This window comes from Streptomyces colonosanans (assembly GCF_001866645.1).
Taxonomy (GTDB): domain Bacteria; phylum Actinomycetota; class Actinomycetes; order Streptomycetales; family Streptomycetaceae; genus Streptomyces; species Streptomyces colonosanans.
Map to the genome: position 1 here is coordinate 20906 of NZ_MLYP01000019.1, position 20810 is coordinate 41715.

Below are 20810 nucleotides of genomic sequence, written 5' to 3' on the forward strand. Positions count from 1 at the left end.
GTGTCGCCGCTCGGTCGTCGGCCGGGGCTCCAGAGTCTCCGGGACGACCGAGCGGTCTTCGCCCGGCAGTGCGGCTCGCTACTTTCCGACGGCCGCCGACAGCGCCACCACCACGAACATCAGCACAAGCACACCGGCCATGATCCGGTTACGGGTCTTCGGGTCCACACATCGAGACTAACCGGCCCTTGTCATCCGCCCGCGCCGAGCCCCCATCGCTCCACCGTCTCGTACCGGGGCTGCTCCCCCGGCACCCCCGACCCCGGCAGCCGGCTGCGGATCAGGCACAGCTCACCGACCGTCCACTCGCCCCCGGCGAACGCCGCCAGCGCAGCGACATACGGCCGGAAGTCCGCGAGACGCCGGCTGCGGGCCAGGGTCAGATGCGGACGGTAGGGGCGGTGCTCCTCCATCTCCACGCCCGCCTTCCGCGCCGCGGACTCCACGCGGTCGGCGAGCAGCCGCATCACGCCCACGTCCCCGGTCGCACCCACCCACAGCGTCCGGCCCCCGAAACGCCCGCCGCCGTACAGGGCCAGGCGAAACGACTCGGTGCGCCGGGCCGCCCGCGCCAGCCGCTCCGACAGGTCGGGGACGACGTCCTCGGCCACCTCGCCGTAGAAGGCGAGCGTGAAGTGCCAGCCCGGCCGCCCCGTCCAGCGCAGCCTCTCCGCCCCGGGCAGCCCCTCCAGCCCGCGCACCACCGGCTCCAGTTCACTGAGAGCGGAACTGGGGGGAACCACCGCGGCGAAGAGTCTCATGACCCCATCATGACCGCATGGAGATCACGCGAATACGCAAAGGGAGCACAGAGGACATTCCCGTCATTCTCGGCCTGCTCGACGGCGCGGTCGACTGGCTGGTCTCACAGGGGCGCACCCGGCAGTGGGGGACCCAGCACTGGTCTCAGCGGCCACGGGCCGCGGAGGTGGTGCACCGGCTTGTGAAGGCGGGCGACCCCTGGATCGCGGAGATCGACGGCTTCCCCGCGGGCACGCTCACCCTCTCCGAGGGTCCCGGCGACTACATCGCCCCCTTGGACGAACCCGAGCGCTACATCCATCTGCTCGCCGCCGACCACCGCTTCACGGGCCGCGGAGTCGGCAGCGCACTGCTCGCCCACGCCGCCGAGGAGACCCGGCGCGCGGGCTTCTCGCTGCTGCGCGTGGACTGCTACGCGGGCGACGACGGCAAGCTCGTCGCCTACTACGAGCGCAGCGGCTTCACCCGGACGGAGGCCTTCACCTACGGCGAGGACCGGTGGCCGGGGCAGGTGCTGGCGCGCCGCGTGTGACACCGCGCGAGGGGGCGGCCACCCACGGCGCCCCCTCGGCCGCTATCAGCCCCTCCGGTCACACCGGCACGGCCACAGGCCGCTCCCGCGGGACGAACCGCACCCGCGGATGCCCCTGGTGCCAGCCCACCGCCAGGCGGAGGCCGCCGGACCGGGCCAGGATCAGGCCGATGGTCACGGCCGCGGCGGCCGAGATCAGACCGCCCAGGGCGAAGCCGACCCGGGCGCCGTACGCGTCCGTGGCCCAGCCGACCAGGGGCGCCCCCAGCGGCGTACCGCCCACGAAGACCATCATGAACAGGGCCATGACCCGGCCGCGCATCGCCGGATCCGTGCCCATCTGGACGGCGGTGTTCGCGGTGACGTTCACCGTCAGGCCGAAGACCCCGATCGGGATCATCAGCAGCGAGAACAGCCACAGCTCCGGGGCCGCGGCCGCCACGATCTCCAGCACGCCGAAGGCGACCGCCGCCACGATCAGCACGCGCAGCCGGGCCGTGCCACGGCGAGCGGCGAGCAGTGCGCCGGCCACCGAGCCGACCGCCATCAGCGTGTTGAAGAGGCTGTACGCGCCGGCTCCCGCGTGGAAGACGTCCTCCGCGTACGCCGACAGCCACACGGGGAAGTTGAAGCCGAACGTGCCGATGAAGCCGACCAGGACGATCGGCCAGATCAGCTCCGGGCGCCCGGCGACATACCGCAGGCCCTCGCGGAGCTGGCCCTTGCCGCGCGGTGCGCGCTCCACGACGTGCAGCTCGCGGGCGCGCATCAGCATCAGGCCGACGATGGGGGCAAGGAAGGACAGCCCGTTGAGCAGGAACGCCCAGCCCGTGCCGACGCCGGTGATCAGGAGGCCCGCCACCGCGGGACCGACCAGGCGGGCGGACTGGAAGTTCGCCGAGTTCAGGCTGACCGCGTTCTGCAGCTGACCGGGACCGACCATCTCGGAGACGAAGGACTGGCGGGCCGGGTTGTCGACGACCGTGGCGAGTCCGACGGCGAAGGCGGCCACATAGACGTGCCAGACCTGGACGTGACCGGAGAGGGTCAGGAAGGCGAGGACCAGACCCGTGGCGCCCATCGCCGACTGCGTGACCAGCAGGGCCGGGCGCTTGGGAAGACGGTCGACGAGCACACCGCCGTACAGGCCGAAGAGCAGCATCGGAAGGAACTGCAGCGCCGTGGTGACACCGACGGCGGTGGAGGAGCCGGTCAGGCTCAGCACCAGCCAGTCCTGGGCTATGCGCTGCATCCAGGTGCCAGTGTTGGAGACGACCTGGCCGATGAAGAAGAGCCGGTAGTTCCGGATGCGCAGCGAGCTGAACATCGAGGACTTGCGGGGCTCGGTCCGCACGACGGGCTCGGCGGATGCGGCGGTTTCGGGTGCGGCGGATTCGGGGCCGCGGACAGCCGCGGAGGTCTTGTGGGCGGACAGGGAGTTGTGGGTGGCTGGTGCGGGGGCGGAAGCTGCTCCGGATCCCGTACTCAAAGAAATTCGCCTCCTTGCGATGACGGCTTCGTAGGTATGCGGGTGGGGGCCGCGTCTGTCACAGCGAGCGTCCGCCACGGCCGCGCCCCGTGGCAGTACGCATCCGGCGCGGGCCCGCTCCCTCGCGGTGCGCGCCTGTCACCGGGGCGCATCCGTGGCCGCGGTACCCGGACCGGGTGCGCCTCTGCCACGGCTGCGCCCCCGTCACAGATGCGCGAGCTTCTCGAGCACGGGGGCGGCGGCGCGGAGCTTCGCCCACTCGTCCTCGTCCAGACCCTCGACCAGCGCGGCCAGCCATGCGTTCCGCTTGCGACGGCTCTCCTCGAGCATCGCCTCGGCCTGCTCGGTCTGCGTGACCACCTTCTGGCGCCGGTCGTCGGGGTGTGACTCCAGGCGGACCAGCCCCTTGCTCTCCAGCAGCGCCACGATGCGGGTCATCGACGGCGGCTGGACGTGCTCCTTGCGGGCGAGCTCGCCCGGCGTGGCGGAGCCGCAGCGGGACAGGGTGCCGAGCACCGACATCTCGGTCGGGCTCAGCGACTCGTCGACCCGCTGGTGCTTGATACGGCGCGCCAGGCGCATCACGGCGGAGTGCAGGGCGTTCACGGCGGCAGCGTCGTCGCCATGGGTGAGGTCAGCCATGCTCTTTAGCATAACTCATTACTTTCTCTAAGGACCACTTTGCCGGGCGGTTCCGCGGGTGACTCCCGCCACTTCGCTCCGGGCCCGCGCCCATGTCTCGCGAGCGAAACTCCCGAGCCACGCGCCGCACCCGAATGAGTGATCCAGTGCCGGATCGCGACGTGCCGCCCGCCCGGGTCTGGCAACCCTCGTACCCATGGGGACCAGCGTGCTCAGCGTGCGACTGGACCGGGAGCTGCTCGACCGCCTCCGGCTCCATGCCGCCAAAAGAGGAATGAGCGTCCAGGACTATGCCGTCCGGACGCTCATTCGGGATGACTTCGACGAGCGGTTCCAGGCCGCCGTCGAGGAGAGAGAAGTTCTACGGGGTCACCTGACACCGCGGCACGGGCCGGGCGGGCACCCCCTGGGGATCAGGTCAGACCCAGGGCCGGCATCAGGTAGTAGAAGGCGAAGACCGCCGACACCGCATACATCGCGACCGGGACCTCACGGCCCCGTCCCGCCGCCAGGCGCAGCACCACGAAGGTGATGAAGCCCATGCCGATGCCATTGGTGATCGAGTAGGTGAACGGCATCATCAGCATCGTCACGAAGGCCGGGATCGCGATCGTGTGGTCCGCCCAGTCGATCTCCTTGATGGAGTTGGACAGGATCAGGAAGCCGACCGCCACCAGCGCCGGGGTGGCCGCCTGGGACGGGACCATGGTGGCGACCGGGGTGAGGAAGAGCGCCACCGTGAACAGGGCGCCCGTGACGATGTTCGCGAAGCCGGTACGCGCACCCTCGCCGACGCCCGCCGTGGACTCCACGAAGCAGGTGGTGGCCGAGGAGGAGCTGGCACCGCCCAGCGCGACCGCGACGCCGTCCACGAACAGGACCTTGTTCATACCGGGCATCTCGCCCTGGGCGTTGGTCAGCTTGGCCTCGTCACTGACGCCCATGATCGTGCCCATCGCGTCGAAGAAGCACGACAGCAGGACCGTGAAGACGAAGAGGATCCCGGTCAGCACGCCGACCTTGTCGAAACCGCCGAACAGGCTGACCTTGCCGAGCAGGCCGAAGTCGGGGGTGGCGACCGGGTTGCCCGGCCACTTCGGGACGGTCAGGCCCCAGGACGGGATCTTGGCGACCGAGTTGATGATCAGCGCGAGGACGGTCATCCCGACGATGGAGATCAGGATCGCGCCCGGCACCTTGCGGACGATCAGCCCGAAGGTCAGCAGTACACCGAGAACGAAGATCAGGACCGGCCAGCCGACGAGGTGGCCGTCGCCGCCGAGCTGGAGCGGAACCGTGGTGTGCGCGACGTCCGGGATGCGGCTGACGAAGCCGGAGTCCACGAGACCGATCAGCATGATGAACAGGCCGATACCGATCGAGATGCCCTTGCGCAGCCCGAGCGGCACGGCGTTCATCACGCGCTCACGCAGGCCGGTGGCGACCAGCAGCATCACCACGAAACCGGCAAGGACGACCATGCCCATCGCGTCCGGCCAGGACATGCGCGGAGCAAGCTGGAGAGCGACGACCGTGTTCACGCCGAGGCCGGCCGCGAGGGCGATCGGGACGTTGCCGATCACACCCATGAGCAGCGTGGTGAAGGCGGCCGTCACGACGGTCGCCGTGACCAGCTGACCGTGGTCGAGCTGATGCCCGTACATGTCCTTCGCGCTGCCGAGGATGATCGGGTTCAGCACGATGATGTAGGCCATCGCGAAGAAGGTGGCGAAGCCGCCCCGGATCTCGCGGGACAGGGTGCTGCCCCGCTCGGAGATCTTGAAGAAGCGGTCGAAGGCACCGGACGGGGACGGGGTGCCCGGCTGATCCTGGGCGGGGACCTTGGCGGGGGCCGAGGTGGGCATGCGAGACCTCAATCGGGGGATCTTCAGGGGACCTTCAAAACGCGATCGAATCTCACCGTCGACTACACCGGACGAGGTCCCCCATGCCTCTCTTGGTGGTTTCGTACGAACAAAGGTGGCCAGACTCAAACGGTTTCAGTATGAACATATGAGGCCGAGATCGCTATCTCCGCGCGTAGACCCTTGGCACGCACGGGTCGTCCGGGGTCGGCTCCTCGCAGCTGCGCCCTCCTCGTAAGCTGGCCGCATGACGAAGTGGACCCCCAAGCACGAGGCGCCGGAGCCCCTTGAGGGCCCCGTGGTCGCCACCATCACCGGCGGCACGATCCTCTGGTTCGTCCTCTTCCTGGTCCAGCTCCCGTTCTACGGCTGGTTCGACACCCACGGACACGCCTGGTGGCTGTGGACCTGCCTGGCGGGCGCCGGCCTCGGCTGCATCGGCATCTGGTACGTGCGCAGGCGCGACGCCGCGATCAAGCGGGCCGCCGCCGCGCAGTAGACACAGCCGACGCTCGCGCTCCCGCGTACCACCACCGCACGAGACCTGCTCCTTCCCTGGTCGGATCTTTGGGACCCTCGACGGGTGAAGGCCCATATCGCCACGTACCGTCGAATGCATGAAGCACATCGACGCGGGCGCCGAGCTCGATCCCGTGCACCCCGCCCCCGTGCCGGAGCCGACGCGGGGACTGTCCGCAGCCGAGGTGGCCGAGCGGGTTGCGCGTGGCCAGATCAATGACGTACCCGTCCGCAGCAGCCGGTCCCTTGGCGAGATCGTCCGGGCGAACGTCTTCACCCGCTTCAACGCGATCATCGGTGCGCTCTGGCTGATCATGCTGTTCGTGGCGCCGTTCCAGGACAGCCTGTTCGGGTACGTGATCATCGCCAACACCGGGATCGGCATCATCCAGGAGTGGCGCGCCAAGAAGACCCTGGACTCGCTCGCGGTGATCGGCGAGGTGCGGCCGATGGTGCGCCGGGACGGGGTGGCCGCCGAGATCGGTACGTCCGAGATCGTGCTGGACGACATCATCGAGATCGGCCCCGGCGACAAGGTCGTGGTCGACGGCGTGTGCGTCGAGGCCGACGGACTGGAGATCGACGAGTCGCTGCTGACCGGTGAGGCCGACCCCGTCGTCAAACAGGCCGGCGACCCCGTCATGTCGGGCAGCTTCGTGGTCGCCGGCGGCGGGGCGTTCCGGGCCACCAAGGTGGGCCGACAGGCGTACGCAGCCCAGTTGGCCGAGGAGGCGAGCCGCTTCACCCTCGTCGACTCCGAGCTGCGCACCGGTATCTCCACGATCCTCAAGTACGTGACGTGGATGATGATCCCGACCGCGCTGGGCCTGGTCATCAGCCAGCTGGTGGCCAAGCAGCACGGCTTCAAGGACTCGGTCGCCCGGACGGTCGGCGGCATCGTGCCGATGGTCCCCGAGGGACTCGTCCTGCTGACCTCCGTGGCCTTCGCCATCGGCGTCATACGGCTGGGCCGCCGGCAGGTCCTCGTCCAGGAGCTGCCCGCCATCGAGGGGCTCGCCCGCGTCGACACCGTCTGCCTGGACAAGACGGGCACGCTCACCGAGGGCGGCATGGACGTCAGCGAGCTGCGGACGCTGCAGGGCGCCGACGAGACGTACGTACGCAAGGTCCTCGGCGCGCTCGGCGAATCGGACCCGCGTCCCAACGCCTCCCTCCAGGCGATCATCGACGCCTACCCGGACAGCGAGGACTGGCGCTGCACCGAGGCGCTGCCCTTCTCCTCCGCCCGGAAGTACAGCGGCGCCTCCTTCAGCGAGGGCGACGGCGAGTCCAGTACCTGGCTGCTCGGCGCCCCGGACGTCCTGCTGGGACCCGACGACCCGGCCCTGGCCGAAACCGGGCGGCTCAACGAGCAGGGGCTGCGCGTGCTGCTGCTGGCCCGCGCCACCCGCGACCTGGACGACTCCAAGGTCAAGGACGGCGCCCGGCCCACCGCCCTCGTCGTCCTGGAACAGCGGCTGCGCCCGGACGCCGCCGACACGCTGCGCTACTTCGCCGAGCAGAACGTGCGCGCCAAGGTGATCTCCGGCGACAACGCGGTGTCGGTGGGCGCGGTGGCCGGGAAGCTGGGCCTGTCCGGCGAGGTCCTGGACGCCCGCCGGTTGCCCTCCAATCAGGCGGAGATGGCGAAGTCGCTGGACAAGGGCACCGTGTTCGGGCGGGTCACCCCCCAGCAGAAGCGGGACATGGTGGGCGCGCTGCAGTCACGCGGGCACACGGTCGCGATGACCGGCGACGGCGTGAACGACGTGCTCGCCCTCAAGGACGCCGACATCGGTGTCTCGATGGGTTCGGGCTCGGAGGCGACCCGCGCGGTGGCCCAGATCGTGCTGCTCGACAACAGCTTCGCGACGCTGCCGTCGGTGGTCGGCGAGGGTCGGCGGGTGATCGGGAACATCACCCGGGTCGCCACGCTCTTCCTGGTGAAGACCGTGTACTCGGTGCTGCTGGCGCTCCTGGTCGTGGTCTCGCAGGTGGAGTACCCGTTCCTGCCCCGGCACCTGACGCTGCTGTCGACCCTGACGATCGGCGTCCCGGCCTTCTTCCTGGCGCTGGCCCCCAACAAGGAACGCGCGAAACCCCACTTCGTACGGCGGGTGATGCGGTACTCGATCCCGGGCGGGGTCGTGGCGGGGGCCGCCACCTTCGTCACGTATCTGATCGCCCGCCGCCACTACTCGGGCCCGGGTGCACTGGAGGCGCAGACCAGCGCGGCCACCCTCACCCTGTTCCTGATCTCGTTGTGGGTGCTGGCGATCATCGCCCGGCCCTACACCTGGTGGCGGGTCGGGCTGGTGACCGCGATGGGCGTGGCGTTCCTGTTCGTCCTGGCCGTGCCGTCGCTGCAGAACTTCTTCGCACTGAAGCTGGTCGGGGTGACGATCCCGTGGGTCGCGGTGGGCATCGCGGCGGTGGCGGCGGCCGTCCTGGAGTTCCTGTGGAAGTGGGTCGACCGCCGCTTCCCCGCCTGAGGGAAAGCACCCCCCTCCGGGGGGGTGCTTCGCGCGGTTACTTCACGACGACGTAGTCAGCCGCGGCCTTGACCGCTGGGGTGGTCGAGGTGCCCGCGAAGACGTAGCGGTAGTAGCCGCTCCCGGTCGCCTTGACCGTGGTCTTCAGGTTTCCGGTGCTGCTGGTCTTGATGGTCTTGAGCGTGGTGTAGGTGTGGCTGCCCTTCTTGCAGAACTGCAGCTGCACCGACTGGAGGCCGTAGCCCGCGTACTTCCGGGTCTCCCAGTTGGCGCGGGTCAGCTTGCCCGTCACCGTGAGGGTGCCGCCCTTCTTCACCGGCTCGGGAGCCGCGTCGACCGTCAGCTGGGAGTTGCGCTGGATGAGCGTGGAGCCGAGGCCGCCCTTGTCGGCGAAGCCGACCTTGGAGAAGTCCGGTGCGCTCTTGGTCTGCTCGCCGTTCCAGGCGAGGGCGAGGGCGCCGGCCCTCCAGGTGCCCGCTTCCGCGTTGTCCAGTTCGTGGTAGGCCGGGTGAACGTCGACGTTGCCCTTGCAGGTGGCCACGGTCGACGAGGTGGCGGTGCAGGTGGCGCCCTTGTCGCTGAAGAGGATGTTGCTCGGGTTGTCGAAGGAGCCCTTGTAGAGGTACGCCTCGGTTTCGAAGTCGGACGCCTTGATGTTGACGTCAGCACCGTGCGTCAGGGTGTACGAGACCGGGATCGCCACGTTGTTGGTCGTGCCGACCTTGTAGGCCTTGCCTATCTTGAGGTTGGAGAAGGTGACGTTCAGGTCGTACGGCGTGCCGGGGTCGGCGGCGGCGCTGAACGCGGTCTTGCCGTGCGCGGCCGAGGCGGCCTCGCGGACCTTGGCGACGTCCGCGCGGAAGGACGCGTGACCGTCGGCCTGCGCGGCCGGGACGGCGAAGGCGGAAAGGGCCAGGGCGCCGGAGACGGCAGCCACAGTGGCACGAATACGCATAGGTGTTCCCCCACGCTGGAGGGGCCCACGGTCGACTTCACATGGGCCCGAAGTGTCTGCGGAGTCTGTTGACTCATGTGATGAGACTGTGAATGCGGGGGAGTGGTTGCACGGAGCGCTGATCTTTTCGCCTTAGGTGCGGGTTCCCGCGCCCGGGCGGGCACGGGAACCGCAGGACGACTACGTCACCTCACTTGACGGCGACGTAGTCAGCCGTGGACGCGACCGCCGGGGTGGTCGAGGCGCCTGCGAAGACGTAGCGGTAGTAGCCGCTCCCGGTCGCCTTGACCGTGGTCTTCAGGTTTCCGGTGCTGCCGCTCTTGATGGTCTTGAGCGTGGTGTAGGTGTGGCTGCCCTTCTTGCAGAACTGCAGCTGCACCGACTGGAGGCCGTAGCCCGCGTACTTCCGGGTCTCCCAGTTGGCGCGGGTCAGCTTGCCCGTCACCGTGAGGGTCCCGCCCTTCTTCACCGGCTCCGGCGACGCGTCCACGGTCAGCCGGGAGTAGCGCTGGATGAGCGTGGAGCCGAGGCCGCCCTTGTCGGCGAAGCCGACCTTGGACATGTCCGGGGTGTCCTTGTCCAGTTGGCCGTTCCACTGGACGGCGAGGGCGCCGGCCTTCCAGGAGCCTGCGTCCGCATTGACCAGCTCGCCGCGGGCCGGGTAGAGGCCGATGTTGCCCTTGCAGGTGGCGGTGGTCGCCGAGGTGGCGGCGCAGGTGGCGGGGTCGTCGCTGATGATCGCATTGCTCGGGTCGTCGAAGGAGCCCTTGTAGATGTACGGGCCGCTGAGGAAGTCGGAAGCGGCGGTGTCGACGTCCGCGCCGTGCGTCAGGGTGTACGACACCGGGATCATCACGCGGTTGGTCGTGCCGACCTTGTACGCCTTGCCGATCTTGAGGTTGGAGAAGGTGACGTTCAGCTGGTACGGCACGCCGGGGGTCGCGGCGGAAGCGCCGAACGCGGTCTTGCCGTGCGCGGCCGAGGCGGCCTCGCGGACCTTGGCGACGTCCGCGCGGAAGGACGCGTGACCGTCGGCCTGCGCGGCCGGGACGGCGAAGGCGGAAAGGGCCAGGGCGCCGGAGACGGCAGCCACAGTGGCACGAATACGCATAGGTGTTCCCCCAGTTCGGAAGGGGCACGCGAGGCGACATATCGGCTACCGCGTGCCCGTCTGTCTCTGTAGAACCCGTGGGCTCTACAGAGACAGACCCGTCGCGGAAATGAAGAGTTGTACGACTATCGGATGTTGTTTCGCGGAATCCGACGTTCAGTCGAACCAGCGGTCCCGGGCCAGTTCCTCCGTGCGGGACGGGTCCTCCAGCAGGGCGGCGACTTCGAAGCGGCGCGGCCACTGGCCCGTCGCCCAGGCGAGCCCCGCCGCGACGCCCTCCAGGGTGGCGGCATGCAGCACACCGTCCGGCGTGAGCCGCCAGTCGATCTCCACACCGTCGACGACGAGTTCCTCGTGTTCGGTGTACGACGCCGGGGTCACCGGTCCGAGCAGGACCCGTACCGACTCCGGTACATCGTGCTCGACTCCCTCGGAGGTCACCTCGCCCGTCACCGACTCGCTCAGCCGCCGCACCTGGAACAGCTCGGCGAGGTCGGCGGCCCGCGCGGGGCGGACCGGCAGCAGCGGAACGCCCTCGGTGAAGGGCAGCAGGTCCGGGGAGTCGACGACCACGGCATCGGCCGCGTCCACGACGGTCACCCGGCCGTCGACGACCGCGCGCAGCTCGTCCGGCAGGGTCACCTGCTCCGGGTCGAGGTCGGCCAGCGCGCTGTAGAGGGCGTGCAACTGGGCGGCGGAGACGTGACGTTGCGGGTCGCCGAGCCGCTCGAGCAGCTCGGCGGCGCCACCGGGCTCGTCGAGGAGCGCGGCGACCGAGGTCCGTACGCCGAGGGCCCGCAGCACCTGCTCGTCGTCGAACCCGGCGGCGTCGGCCTCCTCGTACAGGCCGTGCAGCAGCGGGTCGCCGCCGGCGGCGCGCAGGCCGGCGGGACGGCGGCCACCGAGGACGGGGTGGCCGCGCAACCACCAGGCGGTGTACGGCCGTACGACCTCGTGGGTGCCGTCCGGCAGCAGGATCCGCACGGGCTGGGTGAGCGCGTCGCGCAGCGGGGGCTGGGAGAGCAGGGCGAGGGCCTGCGGCCAGCGGTCGTCGTCGACGAGGTCGAGGTCGCGCACGGACACGATCTCGGTGGCCACCGGCGGTACCGGAGTGTCGGGCAGCCGGTCCAGGACGTCCTCGCACCACACGTCGACGGCGTCCAGCAGCCCGATGTCGTCGGGTTCGGCGAAGTCCGAGTCGCGGGGCTCCAGTTCGTCCGGGTCGAGGACGACGTCGGTGGCGCGGACGAGACCGAAGCCGGCGAGCACGCCGCAGGCGGTCAGCGGCTGTCCGCCCCAGCGCTCGGCCAGTTCGGCGTCCACGAAGGCGAGTTCACCCTCCCGCATGACGCTCGCGAACGGGCTGCCGGGCAGGACGAGTTCACCGGCGGGCGCGAGTTCGCCGTCCTCGTCGGGCAGGGCGAGGGCGCCGAGCCAGGGCTCGTCACCAGGTTCGAGGCCCGCCTCGCGGGCGAGGGCGAGCACGGTGTCGGCCAACTCGTCTGCGTCCAGGCCCTCCTGGTCCCAGCCGGGGCCCTCGTCCTCCAGGGAGGCGGCGACGGCGGCCCGCACCTGCGGGGTGGTGAGTACGGCGCGCGGAGTGGCAGGCAGAGCGCCGAGCTTCTCCAGGAGCGGGTGGACGGCGTCCGGGTGGGCGACCTTCAGGCCCAGCCGGACGAGGGCGTCGGGAGCCACCGGCGGCCCGTCGAAGGTCGGCAGCAGGACCTGCCGGGGACCGATGGTCGTACGCGCTCCCCCCGCGCCGAACGCCTCGGAGGAATCCCCGGCGAGCGGCACCGGCAGCCCGGACAGCCGGTCGGGGTCGACCCCGGCCAGGCTGTCGTACAGCCGCCACCACCAGTCGGGCTCCTTCTCCAGACCCGCGAGCCGGTCGACCGCCTCGGTCAGCGGCACCCGGGCAACACCCAGCGTCCGCAGCTCCACCCGGCGTTCGAGGCCCGCGGGCAGCAGGCTGGGCAGCACCTCGGCGAGGACCCGCACGGTCTCGGCACCGGCTCCCTCGACGATCTCGGCGTCACGGGGGCGCAGCGCCTCGGGCAACTCGGAGTCGTCGCCGGGCTCGTTCGCGGGCGGCAGGAAGGCGGTGCGCGGCAGCCGGTCGAGGACGGCCCGGCGCAGGGCGCCGTCCAGTTCGCCCTTGCCCAGCGGGCCCGGGACCAGGTCGATGACGCCCGGTGTCACCGGGTGCCAGTCGGCGAGGAGTTCGGTGTACGCGTCGGCGGCACGCTCGACCAGGAAGTCGGTGAGCGGGCCGGGAGCGGCGTGACGGCGGCTCGGGTCCAGCGGGAACGAGGCGATCAGCAGGGCGGGCACACCGAGCACCTCGTCGCTGGGGGTCGGCGCGTGCACGACCGGCGCGGTACGCGGCCGGGCCGGGGTGCCGTCGGTGTCGACGGGGGCGGCCCAGGTGACGGACCAGTGAGGACGCAGCCGCTCCTCGACCGGGCGGTCGGCGAGGAGGTCCGGGGTGAGGGCGCCGTGCCGGGAGACGGTCCGCCAGCGGGTGGTGCCGGTGGGGGTCCCCCCGCTCGAGCGGAGCCGGGAGTCCTCGATGACGGTGTCGGCGCCGTCGGTGCGGCGGCGCAGGGTGCGGGGCGCCCGGTCGCCGGTCTCGACGACGACCTCCTCGAGACCGGGCAGGGCCAGCAGGAGCGCGTCGTCGACCGCGCCGAGGAGCCGCTCGGCGAGGTCCTCGGCGGCGGTGTCGCGCAGCGGGAGGATCACGGCGGTGTCGTACGGGTCCGGGGCGGTGCCCTCGGCGGCGAACGGCAGCCGCAGCAGCGGTACGTGCCCGTCGCGGCGGCGGATCTCGTCGCCGAGGCCGGGGCTGTGCCGGGCGGTCTCGGTGGCCAGCTCACGGGCCTCGGCCAGGGACCAGCGGACGCCGCCGTGCCGGCCGACGACGGCGGGTTCGTCGCTGACCGCGAGGACGGCGGCGAAGCCGACGCCGAAGCGGCCGACGGCGTGTTCGTGGGTGTCACGCTTGGCGGAGGCCCGCAGGGTGGACAGCGACTCGACGCCCACCGCGTCGAGGGGCGCGCCGGTGTTGGCGGCGACGAGCACGCCGTCGCGGAGAGTGAGCCGGAGCCGTCCGGGCACCTTCGCCCGGGCCGCCGCGTCGGCGGCGTTCTGCGCGAGCTCGACGACCAGCCGGTCGCGATACCCGCCGAGTACGAGGTCTTCCTCGGCGTTGGCGTCCTCGCGGAACCGGGCCGGGCTGGTGGACCAGGCGTCCAGCACCCCGCGCCGCAGACGGCCCGTTCCGAACGGGTCCGCGCCCTCGGCCGCCGGCCGCACGAACTTGCTCACGCTTTCACTCTCCCTCTCGCGGCGCGCGTCCGCTCACCGCGGGACGAAGGTACCGCCTGGCGGGGTGGCCGTCCCCGGGACAGTGTGCGCGGCCCGTCGGCCCGAGCGGACTCGTCGTCCAGGGCTGTGGCGCCCTACGAGTGCCCCAGCTCGGCGGACGACTCGTCCGGCACCGCCGGGACCGAACCCGAGTCCGCGGCGGGCCGCAGCGGGAACGGTTCCACCTTCGTCTCGTCGACCACCGGCGGGGCGGGCCGCGGCGTCTTCGGCATGACCGCGGCCTCCGAGTGGGCTCCGCAGCCGTACGCGAGGGAGACCATGCGGCCGTCCGCCGGGGAGAACTCGTTGGCGCACACGCCGAAGGCCTGCCCCAGGGAGCCGCCGATCGGCGCGAGGAAGCCGCAGCTGACGCAGGTGGCCGGCGCTGCCTGCGCCATCGGGGTCTTCGGGCCGAACGCCTCCTCCCAGCGGTCGGCCGCGACATGCAGCCCGTAACGGGACAGGACCCGGGCGCGGCGCATACCCAGCTCCTCGGCCACCGCCGTGACGGAGCCGCGCGACGGCACGCCCGGCAGATCCGCCGGGGCCTTTGCGGTCGCCTCCGCGTCCTCCGCCTCGGCCGGTTCCGCCGTCTCCGCGATGACCGCCGAGTTCGGCGGCGGCTCGTCCTCGCCGGAGAACCCGGGCTCCAGCCGCAGATCCTCGGCGTCCGTCGGCAGCAGGTCGCCGGGGCCCAGGTCGCCGGGGCGCAGCCGTTCGCTCCACGGCACCCACTCCGGCGCGAGCAGCGCGTCGGAGCCGGGCAGCAGCACCGTCTCGTCGAGCGTGACGACCCTCGCGCGCGAGGCCCGCGCCACGGTCACCGCCCAGCGCCAGCCCCGGTACCCCAGCTCCTCGCAGGCGAAGAAGTGCGTGACAACACGGTCACCCTCCGAAACCATCCCCACGTGCTCGCCGACGACGCCGGGCCAGGCGACCTCCTCGGCGGCAGCGCGGGCGAGGTCGACCGCCTCGGCGCACAGGCGGTCGGGGGTGCGGCTTCGCGTTGTCGCTGCGCTCACAGGTATCGCTTCTCTCCTACGCCGTCTCACGGGTGCGCCTTTCTTCGGCTGGAGGTGCGGACGGAGCGGACCGGGGGACCGCGTCGACGTCCGCGCCCGATCGCGCTCGGGCGCACCTACCCCATCCATTCTGAGGGATGGACGAGAGGCGCGCGGCCGAGAACAACCGCCAGGGCGCGCTACGCACGCTACCTTCTCCGGACCCCTGGGCCCACACCGAGTGGCTGCGCTGGCCCGGAGCGGGGTCCTTGCCGCGCCATGCCGGGTGCGACGCCGAGGCGCGGCGCGGAGCCGCCGTCATGACCCCACTGGGCCCGATACGCGCGGCAACCGCACCACGCCCGCCCTTCTCGGGGCACTATGACGAGGTGGCAGCCGCGAGATCTTCCCATGAAACCCCCGGGATCGATGGGGTCGAGGGGCGCGGCCGGGGTGGCGGTTCGGGCCGGTTCGCCGGGTCCGTCCGCGCGGTCGGCCGTGTCCTGCGCCTACCCCTCACCGCGGCGGTCAGCGGCATCCGCAGGGCCACCCACGCGCACGGCGCGGGCGAGTCCGGCCTCGGCAAGCTGATCGAGCTGCACGCGGTGAACGGCGCCGGAGACGTCATGATCACCGTCGCCCTCGCCTCCACCGTCTTCTTCTCCGTGCCGACCGACGAGGCCCGCGGGCGCGTGGCGCTCTACCTCGCCATCACCATGGCGCCGTTCACACTCCTCGCGCCCGTGATCGGCCCCCTCCTCGACCGCCTCCCGCACGGCCGCCGGGCCGCGATGGCTGGCGCCATGCTCGCCCGCGCCCTGCTCGCGCTGGTCATCTCCGGGGCGGTCGCCACCGGAAGCCTGGAGCTGTACCCGGCAGCGCTCGGTGTCCTCGTCGCCTCCAAGGCCTATGGGGTGATCCGCAGCGCCGTGGTGCCACGGCTGCTGCCGCCCCGCTTCTCCCTGGTGAAGGCCAACTCCCGGGTCACCCTCGGCGGCCTGCTCGCGACCGGCGTGGCCGCTCCCATCGGCGCCGGACTGCACACCATCGGCCCGGACTGGCCGCTGTACGGCGCCTTCGCGCTGTTCACCGCCGGAACGTTCCTGTCGTTCTCGCTGCCGCCGAAGGTCGACTCCGCCAAGGGCGAGGACACCGCGCTGCTCGCCGCGAACGCCCAGCACCTGCACGGGCCGCGCCGCAAGACAGCCCAGCCGCGGCCCGGACTGCGCACGGTCGGACCCGCCGTCACCCACGCCCTGGCCGCCAACGCAGCGCTGCGCTGCCTGTCCGGCTTCCTGATCTTCTTTCTGGCCTTTTTGCTGCGGGTGCACCCGCTCGCCGGGCAGAGCGCGGCGGTGTCCCTGGGCATCGCGGGCGTCTCGGCCGGTGTCGGGAACGCTCTGGGCACGGCCGTCGGTGCCTGGCTGAAAGCGCGCGCTCCGGAAGTGCTCATCGTGACGGTGGTGGCGATCGCGGGGGGCGCGGCGATCGTCGCGGCGGTCTTCTTCGGCACGTTCCTGGTGGCGTTGCTGGCAGCGGTCGCCGGGTTCGCGCAGGCCCTCGCCAAGTTGTCGCTGGACGCGCTGATCCAGCGGGACGTGCCGGACGCGGTCCGCACGTCCGCGTTCGCGCGCTCCGAGACGCTGCTGCAGATGGCGTGGGTGCTGGGCGGGGCGATCGGCATCGTGCTGCCGCTGAACGGGGTGCTGGGGCTCGCGGTGGGCGCGGCGATCGTCGCCATGGGCTGGCTGTCGACCGTCCGCGGGCTGCTCGCCTCGGCCCGGCGCGGGACCACGGATGGCCTGACCGGCGGGGCGCACGGCACCTGATCGCACGAGTGCGCGGCACGTCGCGCACCCCACGTGGGGAGCGGGCTGGACGTGCCCGATAGCCTTCGGCCATGACCGCACTGCCTTCCCGTCGCGCCGTAGCCGTCCTCGGCGCCGTTTCCGCCGGACTTCTCCTGCTGTCCGCCTGTGACAAGCCGACGCCGATGGCGACCATCACGGTCGGCTCGAACTCGGTGAGCTCTCAGGCCGGGCGTGACTGCTACAACGACGGCAAGACCGTGAGCACCGAGATGCTGGTGAAGTGCCTCAAGTCCAAGGACGTCAAGTCGATCACGGTCGACCCCGATGCGACGGTCCGTTTCGGCGTGGACCCGGACATCGCGGACAAGGGCTGGACGATCCTGATGAACGGTCAGCCGCTGACCGACTCCAGCAACAAGACCTACCGCACGATCCCGGGCAGCGTGTTCTTCAACGCGCAGTACGGGGCCAGCGGCAACTCCACGCTCGTCTCCGTCAAGGCGGGCGAGAACACGGTGACGGGCCTGTGGTCCTTCAAGCTCAAGAAGGGCTCCTGACCACGTCGTCCGCGCATGTCCTGGTAGCCACCGCGGTTCCCGTGGAACGGGACGCGGTGGCCGGGGCGTTCGCATCCCCGGCCGTCGAGGTTCTGCTGCCCGGGGTGACCCTGCGCCGGATCGGCACCCTCGACCTCGTCGCCGCCGGCGTCGGCCCCGCCCTCGCCGCCGCCTCCGCCGCCTGCGCGCTCACCGCCGCCGCCCTGCGCGGTGACCCGTACGACCTTGTCGTGTGTGCCGGTATCGCGGGCGGCTTCGCGCCCGACGCGCCCGTCGGCTCGCTCGTCGTCGCCGACGACATCGTCGCCGCCGACCTGGGCGCGCAGACCCCGGACGGCTTCCTGCCGGTCACCGAACTCGGCTTCGGAACCGTCAATCACCGGCCGCCGCAGCCACTCGTACGAGACCTCGCCGTCGCCACCGGGGCCCGCACCGGGACCGTGCTCACCGTCTCGACCGTGACCGGAAGCGCCGCCCGCGCCGAAGAGCTACGCGGGCGCCATCCGCGCGCGCTCGCCGAGGCGATGGAGGGGTTCGGGGTCGCCGAGGCGGCCGCGGCGCACGGCACCCCCGTCGTGGAGGTCCGCGCCGTCTCCAACCCCGTCGGCCCGCGCGACCGCGCCGCCTGGCGCATCGGCGACGCCCTGGAGGCCCTCACCGAGGGCTTCGGGAAGCTCGCGCCCCTATTGGAGGGTTGGAAACCAGCATGACCGCATCCGGCAAGCCCCTGCAGATCGCCTACTCCCCCTGCCCGAACGACACCTTCGTCTTCGACGCCTGGGCCCACGGCCGCGTCCCGGGCGCGCCTGCGCTCGACGTCACCTTCGCCGACATCGACATCACCAACGGCATGGCCGAGCGCGGCGAGTTCGATGTGCTGAAGGTGTCGTACGGCGTCCTGCCCCATGTCCTCGACGAGTACGCCCTGCTGCCGTGCGGCGGCGCGCTGGGCCGGGGCTGCGGCCCGCTGGTGCTCACCCAGGAGCCGGAAGCCGAGCTCAGGGGCCGGACGGTCGCCGTGCCGAGCGAGACGTCGACGGCGTATCTGCTCTTCCGGCTGTGGGCCGCGGACACCGTGCCCAAAGGGGTCGGCGAGATCGTCGTCATGCCGTTCCACGAGATCATGCCGGCCGTGCGGGACGGGAAGGTCGACGCGGGGCTCGTCATCCACGAGGCGCGGTTCACGTACCGGGACTACGGCCTGCACAAGCTCGCCGACATGGGCGAGCACTGGGAGCGGACCACCGGGCTGCCGATCCCGCTGGGCGCGATCATCGCCAGGCGTGCGCTGGGCGCGGACACACTGACGCTGCTCGCCGAGTCCGTTCGCACGTCGGTACGGATGGCCTGGGACGACCCCGAGGTGTCGCGCCCCTACGTCATGGAGCACGCGCAGGAGATGGACCCGGCGGTGGCCGATCAGCACATCGGGCTGTACGTCAACGAGTTCACGGCCGACCTGGGCGAGCACGGCTACGCCGCGATCCGGGGGCTGCTCACGCGCGCGGCGGCCGAAGGGCTGCTGCCGCCCCTCGGCCCGAACGCGCTCGCGTTCCCCTGACCGACCGGTCCGTGCCGCGCGGTCAGACGTCCAGCTGGTCGGCGACCGCGCGCAGCAGGCCCGCGATCTTCTTGCCGGAGGCCTTGTCGGGGTAGCGGCCCTTCTCCAGCATCGGGGTGATGTTCTCCAGGACGGTCGTCAGGTCCTGGACGATGGAGGCCAGTTCGTCCGGCTTCTTGCGCTGCGCCGCCGCGACCGAGGGGGTCGGCTCCAGGAGAGTGACGGACAGTGCCTGGTCGCCGCGCTGACCGGCGACCACTCCGAACTCCACGCGCTGCCCCGGCTTGAGGGAGTCGACTCCGGCGGGGAGAACCGAGGAATGGACGAAGACGTCGCCGCCGTCGTCGCGGGAGAGAAAGCCGAAGCCTTTCTCGCTGTTGAACCACTTGACCTTGCCGGTGGGCACGTCTGTCCTCGTCCTCGTACTCGTCGGACACTGCGCCTGCGCAGTGTTTCGGAAAACTGCTCTGGATAGCACTACAGCGGGCCGCACGGACCCGCCGGTACCAAGGCTAATGGTCCGGGGGCCGGTGACAAGACGTCGCCGAGTTGTTCCTCGCGCTGGGAACTACCCTGGTCCGGTGCGTGACAAAACCCAAGCGAATTCCGCTTCGTCCGGCGACTGGCTGATCCGTGCCGGTGTGATCGTGTTCTTCATCGGAGCGGTGGCCACTATGGTCACCGTGGCCCCGTTGCTGCTCGGGTCGAAGCCTTTTCCCACCTTCATGTTCGGCCTGAGCATGCTCATGGGGGTGGGTTTCCTGATGGCCGGGGCGGGGCTGCTCAGATCGATCGCGGAGAGCCGCAGGCGGGCGCGCGCCGGCCGCTCGTAGCGGGCCCTACCGGGGCTCGTACGCCGACAGCCAGGCGGGGAACTCGGTGAGGTCGGCGAGAACGACGTCCGCGCCCGCGTCCTTCAGTTCACCGGCGGGGCAGGGGCCGGTGGCGACGGCGACGGAGTAGGCGTCGGCCCTGCGGGCGCCTCGGACGTCGCCGGTGTGGTCGCCCACGTAGACGGCCGCGCCGTGCTCGATCAGTGCCTCCGCCTTGCGCTCGGCCCACAGGTCGCCGATCACCGCGTCGGGCTCGATGCCGAGGTGCTCCAGGTGCAGCTTGGCGTTGGGCTCGTACTTGGCGGTGACGACGATCGCGCGCCCACCGGCCGCCCGCACGGCCTCGATCGCCTCGCGGGCGCCGGGCATGGCGGGCGTCGCGGTGACCGCGATAGCGGGGTACATCTCACGGTAGAGGTCGGCCATCGCGTCGATCCGCGCGGCCGGGAACCAGTTGACCAGTTCGTCCACCAGCGGCGGCCCGAGCCGGGTGATGACCAGATCGGCGTCGATGTAGGTCCCCGTGCGTGCGGAGAGCTCCACGTAGCAGGCGCGTATGCCGGGCCGGGAGTCGATCAGCGTCATGTCGAGGTCGAAGCCGACGGTGAGGGCGCGAGAGGTCATAGGGGCCATTGTCCCCGTCACGCCTGCGGCCCCGCCCTGATCGCTTGTGCCTCACCTCACGCGCTGCGAACGCCACACCAGGTACAGGGCGGACGCGACGGCGGCTCCGCGGACGACCCACGGCCAGGTCTGGGCGAGCGCGTCGTTCGTATGACCCTGGGCGATCGGGTCGCCCCAGCGGCCGTCCATGCGGCCCCAGAGCCAGACGATGCCGGCGGCCGCGGCCAGGCCGGGCATGCCCATGACCGCCCACTTGGACTCGGTGGGGGTCAGTCGGCGGGACGCCCACGCGATGAGCCAGCCCAGGCCCAGGGCGAGCCAGGTGCCGAGGACCGCACCGGCGACCAGGAGCAGGGCGGCGAGCAGCAGCAGCGGGTTGGGCCGGCCGCTGAGGCGGGGCAGACGACGGCGCGGGGCGGCGGCGGTCTCCTCGGCGGCGGGGGCGGTCTCCTCGGCCGGTCCCGGATCCGGGTCCTTGCGGTCGTCCCCCGGCTTGGGCGTGCCTCCCGGCGGCGGTTTCAGCAGCTCGGGGATCTCCAGGCCGCCGACGAACCCCGGGACGCCATCCCCGAACGGACCGCCGCCGGGGCCGCCTTCCGCCCGCCACCAGTCGGCCTGGGCGGCGCTGTCACCGAGTTCGTGCGCACCGGCCAGGTGGGGCGGGGAGGGGGCGTTGCGGGAGATGTC

18 protein-coding genes and 2 pseudogenes are annotated in these 20810 nt (G+C 71.4%); 9 read left to right on the top strand and 11 right to left on the bottom strand.

Annotated elements, in window-relative coordinates; all coding sequences use genetic code 11:
- Positions 1–191: 191 nt before the first annotated feature.
- Entirely contained in the window at positions 192–761 is a 570-nt protein-coding gene (gene thpR / locus BIV24_RS07785; RefSeq protein ID WP_071365447.1) for an RNA 2',3'-cyclic phosphodiesterase, read from the bottom strand.
- 17 nt (positions 762–778) lie between these two features.
- Here thpR and BIV24_RS07790 point away from each other — a divergent pair, with 17 nt between their 5' ends.
- Positions 779–1294, top strand: coding sequence for a GNAT family N-acetyltransferase (locus tag BIV24_RS07790; protein WP_071365448.1), 516 nt, complete (start codon positions 779–781; stop codon positions 1292–1294).
- A gap of 58 nt (positions 1295–1352) precedes the next feature.
- Here BIV24_RS07790 and BIV24_RS07795 read toward each other — a convergent pair whose 3' ends face one another.
- Together BIV24_RS07795 and BIV24_RS07800 are read right to left on the bottom strand one after the other, a co-directional pair.
- Complete coding sequence (locus BIV24_RS07795; protein ID WP_071365464.1) at positions 1353–2621, bottom strand: MFS transporter; 1269 nt, start codon at positions 2619–2621, stop codon at positions 1353–1355.
- A 366-nt stretch (positions 2622–2987) separates the two neighbouring features.
- Positions 2988–3425: a MarR family winged helix-turn-helix transcriptional regulator gene (locus BIV24_RS07800; RefSeq protein WP_071365449.1), complete on the bottom strand. Its 438-nt coding sequence runs from the start codon at positions 3423–3425 to the stop codon at positions 2988–2990.
- Positions 3426–3621: 196 nt separating this feature from the next.
- Here BIV24_RS07800 and BIV24_RS34185 point away from each other — a divergent pair.
- A pseudogene (locus BIV24_RS34185) lies at positions 3622–3802 on the top strand (ribbon-helix-helix protein, CopG family).
- A 36-nt stretch (positions 3803–3838) separates the two neighbouring features.
- On the opposite strand, the gene BIV24_RS07805 reads toward BIV24_RS34185, so the two are convergent.
- The gene (locus BIV24_RS07805; protein WP_071365450.1) at positions 3839–5290 is read right to left on the bottom strand and encodes an NCS2 family permease; all 1452 of its coding nucleotides are present in this window, start codon (positions 5288–5290) and stop codon (positions 3839–3841) included.
- A 247-nt stretch (positions 5291–5537) separates the two neighbouring features.
- On the opposite strand from BIV24_RS07805, the gene BIV24_RS07810 reads away from it, so the two are divergent.
- The gene (locus BIV24_RS07810; protein WP_071365451.1) at positions 5538–5789 is read left to right on the top strand and encodes a DUF2530 domain-containing protein; all 252 of its coding nucleotides are present in this window, start codon (positions 5538–5540) and stop codon (positions 5787–5789) included.
- Between the two features lie 118 nt (positions 5790–5907).
- A complete protein-coding gene (locus tag BIV24_RS07815; RefSeq protein ID WP_071365452.1) occupies positions 5908–8301 on the top strand; it encodes an HAD-IC family P-type ATPase in 2394 nt (797 codons plus the stop codon).
- Between the two features lie 37 nt (positions 8302–8338).
- Here BIV24_RS07815 and BIV24_RS07820 read toward each other — a convergent pair whose 3' ends face one another.
- From BIV24_RS07820 to BIV24_RS07835, 4 genes are all read right to left on the bottom strand, one after another.
- Entirely contained in the window at positions 8339–9256 is a 918-nt protein-coding gene (locus tag BIV24_RS07820; RefSeq protein ID WP_071365453.1) for a hypothetical protein, read from the bottom strand.
- Between the two features lie 190 nt (positions 9257–9446).
- Positions 9447–10367 carry a hypothetical protein gene (locus BIV24_RS07825; RefSeq protein ID WP_071365454.1) on the bottom strand — a complete coding sequence of 307 codons (921 nt, stop codon included), beginning with the start codon at positions 10365–10367 and terminating at the stop codon, positions 9447–9449.
- Between the two features lie 156 nt (positions 10368–10523).
- Positions 10524–13697: a sacsin N-terminal ATP-binding-like domain-containing protein gene (locus BIV24_RS07830; RefSeq protein WP_071365455.1), complete on the bottom strand. Its 3174-nt coding sequence runs from the start codon at positions 13695–13697 to the stop codon at positions 10524–10526.
- Between the two features lie 134 nt (positions 13698–13831).
- Positions 13832–14758, bottom strand: a complete 927-nt coding sequence (locus BIV24_RS07835; protein WP_071365456.1) for a DUF3027 domain-containing protein — start codon at positions 14756–14758, stop codon at positions 13832–13834.
- 368 nt (positions 14759–15126) lie between these two features.
- Here BIV24_RS07835 and BIV24_RS07840 point away from each other — a divergent pair, with 368 nt between their 5' ends.
- From BIV24_RS07840 to BIV24_RS07855, 4 genes are all read left to right on the top strand, one after another.
- Positions 15127–16566 (top strand): MFS transporter, encoded by a 1440-nt coding sequence (locus tag BIV24_RS07840; RefSeq protein WP_245766697.1) that lies wholly within the window; start codon positions 15127–15129, stop codon positions 16564–16566.
- Between the two features lie 71 nt (positions 16567–16637).
- Positions 16638–17105: a DUF2771 domain-containing protein gene (locus BIV24_RS07845; protein WP_071365457.1), complete on the top strand. Its 468-nt coding sequence runs from the start codon at positions 16638–16640 to the stop codon at positions 17103–17105.
- Positions 17075–17815 carry a futalosine hydrolase gene (locus BIV24_RS07850; protein WP_079168073.1) on the top strand — a complete coding sequence of 247 codons (741 nt, stop codon included), beginning with the start codon at positions 17075–17077 and terminating at the stop codon, positions 17813–17815. The genes BIV24_RS07845 and BIV24_RS07850 overlap by 31 nt, the downstream gene beginning before the upstream one ends.
- Positions 17812–18666 (top strand): 1,4-dihydroxy-6-naphtoate synthase, encoded by an 855-nt coding sequence (locus BIV24_RS07855; RefSeq protein ID WP_071365458.1) that lies wholly within the window; start codon positions 17812–17814, stop codon positions 18664–18666. The genes BIV24_RS07850 and BIV24_RS07855 overlap by 4 nt, the downstream gene beginning before the upstream one ends.
- Before the next feature lie 22 nt (positions 18667–18688).
- Here the strand turns inward: BIV24_RS07855 and BIV24_RS35960 are convergent, their stop codons facing one another.
- A complete protein-coding gene (locus BIV24_RS35960; RefSeq protein ID WP_071365459.1) occupies positions 18689–19072 on the bottom strand; it encodes a cold-shock protein in 384 nt (127 codons plus the stop codon).
- A gap of 175 nt (positions 19073–19247) precedes the next feature.
- Here BIV24_RS35960 and BIV24_RS07865 point away from each other — a divergent pair, with 175 nt between their 5' ends.
- Positions 19248–19499 carry a hypothetical protein gene (locus tag BIV24_RS07865; RefSeq protein ID WP_071365460.1) on the top strand — a complete coding sequence of 84 codons (252 nt, stop codon included), beginning with the start codon at positions 19248–19250 and terminating at the stop codon, positions 19497–19499.
- Between the two features lie 6 nt (positions 19500–19505).
- Here the strand turns inward: BIV24_RS07865 and BIV24_RS07870 are convergent, their stop codons facing one another.
- Complete coding sequence (locus BIV24_RS07870; protein ID WP_079168074.1) at positions 19506–20132, bottom strand: HAD family hydrolase; 627 nt, start codon at positions 20130–20132, stop codon at positions 19506–19508.
- Between the two features lie 42 nt (positions 20133–20174).
- Positions 20175–20810 (bottom strand): annotated as a pseudogene (locus BIV24_RS07875) (hypothetical protein); the annotation flags it as partial.

What these genes read in the sequence shown, in the direction of transcription:
- thpR (WP_071365447.1), bottom strand. Translation starts at nt 761, where the DNA reads ATGAGACTCTTCGCCGCGGTGGTTCCCCCCAGTTCCGCTCTCAGTGAA.
- BIV24_RS07790 (WP_071365448.1), top strand. Translation starts at nt 779, where the DNA reads ATGGAGATCACGCGAATACGCAAAGGGAGCACAGAGGACATTCCCGTC.
- BIV24_RS07795 (WP_071365464.1), bottom strand. Translation starts at nt 2,621, where the DNA reads ATGTTCAGCTCGCTGCGCATCCGGAACTACCGGCTCTTCTTCATCGGC.
- BIV24_RS07800 (WP_071365449.1), bottom strand. Translation starts at nt 3,425, where the DNA reads ATGGCTGACCTCACCCATGGCGACGACGCTGCCGCCGTGAACGCCCTG.
- BIV24_RS07805 (WP_071365450.1), bottom strand. Translation starts at nt 5,290, where the DNA reads ATGCCCACCTCGGCCCCCGCCAAGGTCCCCGCCCAGGATCAGCCGGGC.
- BIV24_RS07810 (WP_071365451.1), top strand. Translation starts at nt 5,538, where the DNA reads ATGACGAAGTGGACCCCCAAGCACGAGGCGCCGGAGCCCCTTGAGGGC.
- BIV24_RS07815 (WP_071365452.1), top strand. Translation starts at nt 5,908, where the DNA reads ATGAAGCACATCGACGCGGGCGCCGAGCTCGATCCCGTGCACCCCGCC.
- BIV24_RS07820 (WP_071365453.1), bottom strand. Translation starts at nt 9,256, where the DNA reads ATGCGTATTCGTGCCACTGTGGCTGCCGTCTCCGGCGCCCTGGCCCTT.
- BIV24_RS07825 (WP_071365454.1), bottom strand. Translation starts at nt 10,367, where the DNA reads ATGCGTATTCGTGCCACTGTGGCTGCCGTCTCCGGCGCCCTGGCCCTT.
- BIV24_RS07845 (WP_071365457.1), top strand. Translation starts at nt 16,638, where the DNA reads ATGACCGCACTGCCTTCCCGTCGCGCCGTAGCCGTCCTCGGCGCCGTT.
- BIV24_RS07855 (WP_071365458.1), top strand. Translation starts at nt 17,812, where the DNA reads ATGACCGCATCCGGCAAGCCCCTGCAGATCGCCTACTCCCCCTGCCCG.
- BIV24_RS07870 (WP_079168074.1), bottom strand. Translation starts at nt 20,132, where the DNA reads ATGGCCCCTATGACCTCTCGCGCCCTCACCGTCGGCTTCGACCTCGAC.